The organism is Streptomyces sp. NPDC060194 (genome assembly GCF_042728285.1).
In the GTDB taxonomy this organism is placed as follows: domain Bacteria; phylum Actinomycetota; class Actinomycetes; order Streptomycetales; family Streptomycetaceae; genus Streptomyces.
In genome coordinates, this window is record NZ_JBHWZH010000201.1 from 1 (window position 1) to 8,061 (window position 8,061).

An 8,061-nucleotide genomic window follows, 5' to 3' on the forward strand; every position below is an offset into this window, starting at 1 on the left:
GGGCTGCCCCTCCGCCCGCCCTATGCTGCCGGTCATGAGCGACGAACGCGACGCACTCCTCGACCGGCTCGGCGCCGGCAAGTACCTGCTGGTCTCCACCTACAAGAAGGACGGCACGGCCGTCCCCACCCCGGTCTGGGTGGTGCGCGACGGCGACGGCCTCGGCGTCTGGACCACGGCCGGCTCCTGGAAGGTCAAGCGCATCCGCCGCCGCGCCGACGTCCTGGTCGGCCCCTGCGACGTGCGCGGCAGGCCGACCGGCGACCAGGTGCCGGGGACCGCCGAGATCCTGGACGCCTCCCGGACCGCCGCCTACCGCGGGCTCCTCGCCCGCAAGTACGGGATCCTCGGCCGCCTCACCCTGCTCGGCAGCAAGCTGCGCCGCGGGGACGAGGGCACGGTCGGCATCCGCATCACCCTCCCCTGAGCCCCGTCCACGCCGGGTGCCGCGGGTCGTCCGCGCGCACGACCGCGTCGGCGGCGGCGGCCGGGGCCTGCTCGTCCGCGTACCGGGCGAAGGCGGGGAGCGTCCACCGCTCGGCGTCCGGGGTGCGGCGGCGCAGCGCGGCCTCCGACAGGTGCAGGTGGACGGTGAGGTCGAAGGGGAACCAGTGCCCCAGGAGCAGCGGTCCGTGCACCAGGACGACGGCGCCGGGCGGCAGGCCGACGTACGGGCTGCGGGTGGCGCGGTCCGTCCGGGCGTTCCACAGGTCGGGCAGCACGCGCCCGGTGCCGCCGGGGGCCAGCGGGTCGAAGACCTCGCGCCGGAGCGCGCCGGTGTCGTAGCGCTCCTCCAGGAAGGCGTCCGGGTCCTCGTGGCCGCGTTCGAGGCGCAGCGAGGCCGGGCGCAGGAAGTCCTGGGCGTCGATCACCTGGGAGGGGCGGCCGCGCAGCCGCAGGGCGGCGGCGAGCCGGCCGGCGAGGCCCGCGGTCCCGGCGGGCGGCGGGCCGTCGAGGGCGACGCGGGGCCAGAGGCCGCCGTCGGCCGGCTCCAGTGCGGCGACGCGGTCGGCGAGCGCGTCCGTGAGGCGGCTTCAGGTGATCGGTTCCAGGCGCATGCGGTCAAGTGTCCACGGCTGGGGGCGTTCAGCCCGCCGCCCGCAGCGCGGCGGCCAGCGGCCCCTCCCCCGCCACCGTCACGAGCCCGTCGCGCACGCCGTCGGCGAGGGTGAGCCGGCCGGCCGTCAGCTCCCGGCAGGTCGCGGCGCTCAGCGCGAGCCCGGCGTCGGCGCCCGCGGCGGGGCCGTCCCCGTAGCGCGCCGCGTCCCGCGCGCCGAGCCGCAGGTGGAAGACGCCGTCCTCCAGTGTCACGTCGAGGACGCCGGGGACGCCCAGCGGGTCGAGCAGGGCGAGCAGCGGGACGGCGTACCAGTGCGCGCGGACGGCGTCGGTGGGGCGGGGCTCGGCGAGCTCGGGGACGCCCCAGGCGGCGAGCGCGGTGAGGACGGGCAGCAGTTCGGCGCCGCGCGGGGTGAGTTCGTAGACGTGGGCCGCGGTGGGCGGCGGGAGTCTGCGGCGGGTGGCGAGGCCCTCGCGCTCCAGGTCCTTCAGACGCGAAGCGAGGACGTCGGTGCTGACGCCGGGGAGGTCGGCGTGCAGGTCGGTGTAGCGGCGGGGGCCGGCCAGGAGTTCCCGGACGATCAGCAGGGACCAGCGGTCGCCGACCGCGTCCAGGCTCCGCGCGACGGCGCAGTACTGGTCGTAGCTCCGGCGGCGGGGCGCTGCGGGGGCGGTCGGGGACGGGCCGGACGAAGGGGAGGCGGTCGGCTGACGTGGCGGCATGTCCGCAGTGTAGACAACGCGTTGGACTTTCCAAGCTGCTCCTTGGTAAAACCAAGCATCACCGTTCCCGGGGAGGTCAGCGCGATGGAGTTCCGCCAGTCGAGCAAGCTCAGCGAGGTCTGTTACGAGATCCGCGGGCCGGTCATCGAGCACGCGAACGCGCTGGAGGAGGCCGGGCACAGCGTGCTGCGGCTCAACACCGGGAACCCGGCGCTGTTCGGCTTCGAGGCGCCGGAGGAGATCGTCCAGGACATGATCCGGATGCTTCCGCGCGCCCACGGCTACACCGACTCGCGCGGGGTGCTCTCCGCCCGCCGGGCCGTCGCCCAGCGCTACCAGGCGCTCGGTCTGACCGACGTCGACGTCGACGACGTGTACCTCGGCAACGGCGTCTCCGAGCTGGTCTCGATGGCGGTGCAGGCCCTGGTGGAGGACGGCGACGAGATCCTGGTCCCGGCCCCGGACTTCCCGCTGTGGACGGCCGTCACGACCCTGTCCGGCGGCAAGGCCGTGCACTACCTCTGCGACGAGCAGGCCGACTGGTACCCGGACCTCGACGACATGGCGTCGAAGATCACCGACCGCACCAAGGCCGTCGTGATCATCAACCCCAACAACCCCACCGGCGCCGTGTACCCGAAGGAGGTCCTGGAGGGCATCCTCGACCTCGCCCGCCGGCACGGCCTGATGGTCCTCGCCGACGAGGTCTACGACCGGATCCTCTACGACGACGCCGTCCACCACCCGGTCGCCGCCCTCGCCCCCGACCTCGTCGTCCTGACCTTCTGCGGCCTGTCGAAGACGTACCGGGTGGCGGGCTTCCGCTCCGGGTGGCTGGTGGTGACCGGCCCGCGGCAGCACGCGCGGAGCTATCTGGAGGGGCTGACGATGCTGGCCTCGATGCGGCTGTGCGCCAACGCCCCCGCCCAGTACGCGATCCAGGCCGCACTCGGCGGCCGGCAGTCCATCCACGAGCTGACCGCGCCGGGCGGCCGGCTGCGCGAGCAGCGCGACCGGGCGTGGGAGCGGCTGAACGAGATCCCCGGGGTGAGCTGCGTCAAGCCCAAGGGCGCGCTGTACGCGTTCCCGCGCCTCGACCCGAAGGTGCACCGGATCCACGACGACGAGAGGTTCGTCCTGGACCTGCTGCTCCGGGAGAAGATCCAGGTCGTGCAGGGCACGGGCTTCAACTGGCCGGCTCCCGACCACTTCCGCATCCTCACCCTGCCGCACGTCGACGACCTGGACGCGGCGATCAGCCGGATCGGGCGCTTCCTGAGCGGGTACCGGCAGTGAGGCCGAGGAGCCGATCAGCCCGCGGCGAAAGGGAGTTGAAGGGCCGCCGGGGACCGGACAGGATCATGCCGACACCCGCGCCCTGCCCCAGGAGTCGCCATGCCCGACGGTCCGCTGTTCGTCCTGACTTTGCTCGCCGCGCTGGGGTCCTGTCTGGTCGCCGGGATGTTCCTGGCGTTCTCGTCGCTCGTGATGCCCTCGCTGGCCCGGCTGCCGCCCGCGCAGGGGCTCGCGGCCATGCAGACCGTCAACGCGGGCGTCTTCACCGTCTGGTTCATGGGGACGTTCATGGGCACGGCGGTGCTGAACGCCGCCGTGGCGGTCCTCACCCTGGTGGACCGCCCGCGGGACGCGACCGTCGAACTGCTGCTGGGCGCCGGGCTCTACCTGATCGGCGCGTTCGGCGTGACGGCGGCGGCGAACGTGCCCCGCAACACGGCGATCGAGCGCCTCGACCCGCAGGACGCGGCGAGCGCCGCACCGTGGCGGACGTACGTCACCGAGTGGACCCGGTGGAACACGGTACGGACGGTGGCCGCGCTGGCGGCCGCCGTCTCGCTGACGTTCGCGCTCGTCGCTTGAGCGCCCGGGCCCGGGCCCGACGTCAGAGCTTGCGGCCGACCGCTCCGTAGCCCGAGATCGGGGTGTCGCCGGGCACGTCGATGACCTCGCCGAGGTCGGGGTGCCACGCGGTGGGGACCACGACGCCCGGCTCGACCAGTTCGAGGCCGTTGAAGAACCGCGCCACGTCGACCCGGCTGCGCGGCTCCAGGGTCATGCCCTGGGCCCGGTACATCTGCTGGCCCTCGCGCGTCTTCTCCGGCTCGAAGTCGCCGGTGGCGTGCGAGACGAGCAGGTAGCTGCCGGGCGCGAGCGGGCGGAGCAGGTCGCGGACGACGTCGTAGGCCTCGTCGTCGGTGAGGAAGTGCAGCAGCGCGCACAGCGAGAGGGCGACCGGCTTCTCCAGGTCGAGGGTCCGGCCCGCCTCGTGGAGGATGGCCTTGGGGTCGCGGGCGTCGGCCTGCACGTACTCGGTGGCGCCCTCGGGGGTGCTGCGCAGCAGCGCCTGGGCGTGGCGGAGCACGATCGGGTCGTGGTCGGCGTAGACGACGCGGGCCTCGGGCGCGACCTCCTGCGCCACCTGGTGCAGGTTCGGCTCGGTCGGTATGCCGGTGCCGATGTCGAGGAACTGCCGCACGCCCCGCCCGGCCAGCCACCGCACCGCGCGGTGCATGAACGCGCGGTTGCAGCGCGCCATGATCCTGGCGTTGGGGTTGAGCGTCAGCAGCTGCCGCCCCACCGCCTCGTCGGCGGGGAAGTTGTCCTTCCCGCCGAGCAGCCAGTCGTAGACCCGCGCGGTGTGCGGAGCCGTGGTGTCGATGTGGGGCTGGGCGGACATCGGATCCTGAGCGACCATGCGTGACTCCATGCGATCAGCGAGGCGAACTACGGTGCCCGACAGCCTAGTTGGAGGATCTACGGGGTCGGGTCGAGGTGCCCCGCGGGTCGCGTCGCGGGTGCGGGCGGCGTGCGCCGTCGCGGCCCGCGGTCCGGGACCGCGACCGCGGGAGGGGGGCGGGTCCCGCGGGGCGTCCGACGTGCCGCGCGGGACCCGGTCGCGCGGGCCGGTCAGCCGAGCAGGAAGTCCGCCTGGCCGGACTTGGCGCCGCGGACGAAGGCCTCGATCTCGACGGCGGTGTATATCAGCGCGGGCCCGTCGGGATCCGCGGACTGGCGGAGGGCGAACCGGCCGTCCGACAGCTTCATCACCTCCACGCAGCTGCCCCCGTTCCCCCCGCTCCAGGGCTTGTGCCAGCCCTCCGCGCCCAGATCCGCGGCGCGCATGCCGTTGTAGACACGCCCCCTGAGGTCGCGGCCGGCGCGTCGGCCGATGTGGTGTACCGGTTCCCGGTCACTTCGGTCAGGTTTCATTCACCACTCCTTGCGGAGATCCTTGAGGATCTCCTTCGTGCGTGACGCCGTGGCCGCCTGGGCGGCCATGTGGTCCAGGACCTCGAGGTGCGCCGTGACCTCGTTGCGGGCGTCGAGGTAGACCGCCCCGGTCAGGTACTCGCTGTAGACCATGTCGGGCAGCTCCGGCATGGCGAACCGGAAGAGGACGAACGGCCCGTAGGTGCCCGGGTGGTGGCCGGCCGCGAACTCGGCGATCTGCAGCGTGACCAGCGGGTGGTCGCAGCTCTCGATCAGCCGGTCGATCTGCTCCCGCATCACCTGCGGGCCGCCGACCGGCCGCCGCAGCACCGTCTCGTCCATGATCGCCCAGTACCGCGGGGCGTCTTCCCTCAGCAGCAGGGACTGCCGCTCCATGCGCAGCGCCACGTACCGCTCGACCCGCTCGGGGTCGGGCGGGCCGACGGAGCCGCTGTGCAGGATCGCGCGGGCGTAGGCCTCGGTCTGCAGCAGACCGGGGACGAACTGCGGCTCGTACGCCCTGATCATGCTCGCGGCCTGCTCCAGGCTGACGTACATACTGAACCAGTTCGGCAGCACGTCGTGGAACCGCTGCCACCAGCCGGGGCGGTTGGCCTCCTCGGCGAGTTCGGCGAAGGCCTCCGCCTCGGCCTGGGGGACGCCGTACTCCTTCAGCAGCAGCTGGACGTACGGCACCTTGAGCGCGACCTCGGCGGTCTCCATCCGCCGGATGGTCGCCGGGGCGACCCGCAGGATCTGCGCGGCGTCCTCCCGGCGGAGTCCGGCCTTCTCGCGCAGGACCTGCAGTCGTTTGCCCAGGACCACCTGTCCCACGGTCGGGGCCGACCTCGGTTCGCTCATGCCGCACCTCCCCCACTGCCTGTGTGACGTGCAGTCTGACATGCCGTCGGACGCCGAGCGGCACACTCTGCACTATTCATAGTGACTCTTGCCAAGTGTGGTCGGCGGGGCGATAGTTGATCGGTGATCTCCTCTCGGAACAGCGTCGCGTTATCCGCTCCGGCCGGAGCCGCCGCGCACGTCGTGCGCACCGCGGGCCCTTCGGGGACGCCGGGGAGAACCGAAGCGCTCCTGACCGGACTCACGCACCTGGCGGAGACCTCGCGATGAGAATGAGCACCACGCCGAAGCGCCCGCCGCTCTCGCTCGACCTGCTCAGCCGGCTCTCGCGCACCCACCACAAGCAGGCGCACGGCACGGCGGGGGCCGCCCACGGCACTCCGCCCGGCGACCTGCGCCTGGACATCCCGCCGTCGCTGGGCACCTCCCTCGGCTGCGACGCGGTGGGCGTGCCCGCCCGGCTGGCGCCGCGGCTGATGAAGCGGCTGCCGCAGGTCGGCTGCGTCTTCGCCGATCCGACGCACTGGTGGTGGATCGTCCCGGGCGGCTCCGACATCGAGACCGACTGGCCCGCGCCGACCCGGTACGCGAGCGACGTCCGGGTCCCGGCGGCCGCGCCCGGGGCGGTGTCGGCGCAGCGCCCGCCGGCCCTGCGCCTCGTGCACCGCCCGGCCGGGCGGACGGCCTCGGCGTACACCCCGCCGCTGCCCCTGTACTTCGTCGTCTGCCAGCTGGCCGGGACCACCCCCAGCTGGTCGGCGCGCTGAGCCCGGGCTCAGCCCCCGAACAGCGTGGTGAGCGCCCCGACCGGATCGGCGTCGGACTCGCCGCGGGGCCACCAGTCTTCGCGCCCGGGGTCGGACTCGTAGGGGTACCAGCGGCCGTCGCGGCCCAGCCGCAGCTGGATCGAGCCGTCGGCCGAGGTCAGCCGGTTGCGGTGCGGGCGCAGGGCGGGCAGGTCGGCGGCGAGCAGGGCGGGGCGGGCCCGGTCGAACGGGCCGGCCGGCGGGTCCCAGGCGGTCTCCAGGACGAGCAGTCCGTCCGCGCCGCCCTGCCGCCAGGCGGCGACCGCCCTGGCCAGCTCGGTGACCGGGCGGCCGGTGCCGGCGGCGAGGTCGCGGTAGAGCGCGCGGGTGGCGGCGGTCAGGCCGGAGCCAGGCCGGGCGGCGGCCAGCCGGACGGCGTCCTGCCACGGCGTGAGGCCGGCGACGGGGTCGGCGCCGGTGGTGAGCAGGGCGTGGGCGCGGGCGGCGGCGTCGGTGGCGAGCTGGTCGAGGACGAGCGGGTCGGGGGCGCCGGCCGCGGCCGGGTAGGACGGGGGCGGTCCCGGCCGGTCGGGGGACGGGAAGGGCTCGGGGAGCGGGGGGAGGCCGGCGGCGGTCGCGGCGACCGCCTCGGCGGCGGGCAGGGCGGGCAGCTCGACGGCGGCCGCGTCCGGAGGTGCGGGGTCCGTCCCGGATCCGCCCCCGGACCGGTCGCGGCGGGCGGCTTCGCGGGCGTCGTGCGCCTCCTGCGCGGCTTGGGCGGCGTTGCGCCGGCCGAGGTCGTCGAGCAGGGTCCGCTCGCCGCGGCCGCGCATGAGGAGCAGGACGAACGGGTCGGTGTCCAGGAGCCGGGCGGTCTGGTAGCAGAGGGCGGCCGCGTGCTTGCAGGGGCGGCCGGAGTCGGGGCAGGAGCAGGTGGGGACGAGGTCGCCGGGGGCGGGCAGCAGGTCGACGCCGGCCTCGGCGGCGGAGTCCACCAGCGAGTGCGGCATGTCCTTGTCGAGCAGGGCCGCGATGTGGCCGGGCCGGGCGGCCGCCTGGTCGAGGAACTGCTCCCAGTCGGCGTCGGCGAGGGTGCGCAGCCGCAGGTCGGTGCGGTAGGGGCGGGCGCGGCTGCCGTGGACGTAGGCGGTGACCCGGCCCGGGGTGACGGTGATCGCGTCGACGTGCCCGGCGCGGGCGTAGTCCCGGCCGCGGGCGAGCCGGCCGGCGTCGAGGGACATCCGCTCCAGGGCCTCGGTCCAGGCGTTCCCCCACCAGGTCTCCGCGATGGGGCCGCTGCGGGCGGGCGGGGGCGGGAGCGCGGGGTAGGTGCGGCGCAGCTCGCTCCGGTCGTGGCCGGCCTGCCGCGCCCGCCCGCCCGTCGCCGCCCGCCCGCCCGTCGCCGCGCGCCCATCCGTCGCCGCGCGGCGCACGGGCCGGCGGG

The 8,061-nt window shown here is 74.8% G+C and carries 9 protein-coding genes and 1 pseudogene; 4 read left to right on the plus strand and 6 right to left on the minus strand.

Translation table 11 applies throughout. The annotated features are described in order from the left end of the window. The first annotated feature begins 34 nt into the window (after positions 1–34). A complete protein-coding gene (locus ACFWEG_RS27085) occupies positions 35–427 on the plus strand; it encodes a PPOX class F420-dependent oxidoreductase (protein ID WP_387220215.1) in 393 nt (130 codons plus the stop codon). Here ACFWEG_RS27085 and ACFWEG_RS27090 read toward each other — a convergent pair. Together ACFWEG_RS27090 and ACFWEG_RS27095 are read right to left on the minus strand one after the other, a co-directional pair. Continuing rightward, positions 414–1,058, minus strand: a pseudogene (locus ACFWEG_RS27090) (uridine kinase). The gene ACFWEG_RS27085 and the pseudogene ACFWEG_RS27090 sit on opposite strands and share 14 nt — an antisense overlap. A gap of 28 nt (positions 1,059–1,086) precedes the next feature. Continuing rightward, positions 1,087–1,782 carry a winged helix-turn-helix transcriptional regulator gene (locus ACFWEG_RS27095; protein WP_387220218.1) on the minus strand — a complete coding sequence of 232 codons (696 nt, stop codon included), beginning with the start codon at positions 1,780–1,782 and terminating at the stop codon, positions 1,087–1,089. Positions 1,783–1,866: 84 nt separating this feature from the next. Between ACFWEG_RS27095 and ACFWEG_RS27100 the strand changes: the two genes are divergently transcribed. Together ACFWEG_RS27100 and ACFWEG_RS27105 are read left to right on the plus strand one after the other, a co-directional pair. After that, the gene (locus tag ACFWEG_RS27100) at positions 1,867–3,078 is read left to right on the plus strand and encodes a pyridoxal phosphate-dependent aminotransferase (protein WP_387220220.1); all 1,212 of its coding nucleotides are present in this window, start codon (positions 1,867–1,869) and stop codon (positions 3,076–3,078) included. A gap of 99 nt (positions 3,079–3,177) precedes the next feature. After that, positions 3,178–3,660 carry a DUF1772 domain-containing protein gene (locus ACFWEG_RS27105; protein WP_387220223.1) on the plus strand — a complete coding sequence of 161 codons (483 nt, stop codon included), beginning with the start codon at positions 3,178–3,180 and terminating at the stop codon, positions 3,658–3,660. Between the two features lie 22 nt (positions 3,661–3,682). On the opposite strand, the gene ACFWEG_RS27110 is transcribed toward ACFWEG_RS27105, so the two are convergent. From ACFWEG_RS27110 to ACFWEG_RS27120, 3 genes are all read right to left on the minus strand, one after another. After that, positions 3,683–4,495 (minus strand): SAM-dependent methyltransferase, encoded by an 813-nt coding sequence (locus ACFWEG_RS27110; protein WP_387220226.1) that lies wholly within the window; start codon positions 4,493–4,495, stop codon positions 3,683–3,685. 212 nt (positions 4,496–4,707) lie between these two features. Then, entirely contained in the window at positions 4,708–4,923 is a 216-nt protein-coding gene (locus ACFWEG_RS27115) for a DUF397 domain-containing protein (RefSeq protein WP_387220234.1), read from the minus strand. 87 nt (positions 4,924–5,010) lie between these two features. Next, a complete protein-coding gene (locus tag ACFWEG_RS27120; protein ID WP_387220228.1) occupies positions 5,011–5,871 on the minus strand; it encodes a helix-turn-helix transcriptional regulator in 861 nt (286 codons plus the stop codon). 272 nt (positions 5,872–6,143) lie between these two features. Here ACFWEG_RS27120 and ACFWEG_RS27125 point away from each other — a divergent pair, with 272 nt between their 5' ends. Next, positions 6,144–6,638 carry a hypothetical protein gene (locus tag ACFWEG_RS27125; protein ID WP_387220231.1) on the plus strand — a complete coding sequence of 165 codons (495 nt, stop codon included), beginning with the start codon at positions 6,144–6,146 and terminating at the stop codon, positions 6,636–6,638. Positions 6,639–6,646: 8 nt separating this feature from the next. On the opposite strand, the gene ACFWEG_RS27130 is transcribed toward ACFWEG_RS27125, so the two are convergent. Further along, positions 6,647–7,957: an SWIM zinc finger family protein gene (locus tag ACFWEG_RS27130; RefSeq protein ID WP_387220237.1), complete on the minus strand. Its 1,311-nt coding sequence runs from the start codon at positions 7,955–7,957 to the stop codon at positions 6,647–6,649. Positions 7,958–8,061: the final 104 nt, after the last annotated feature.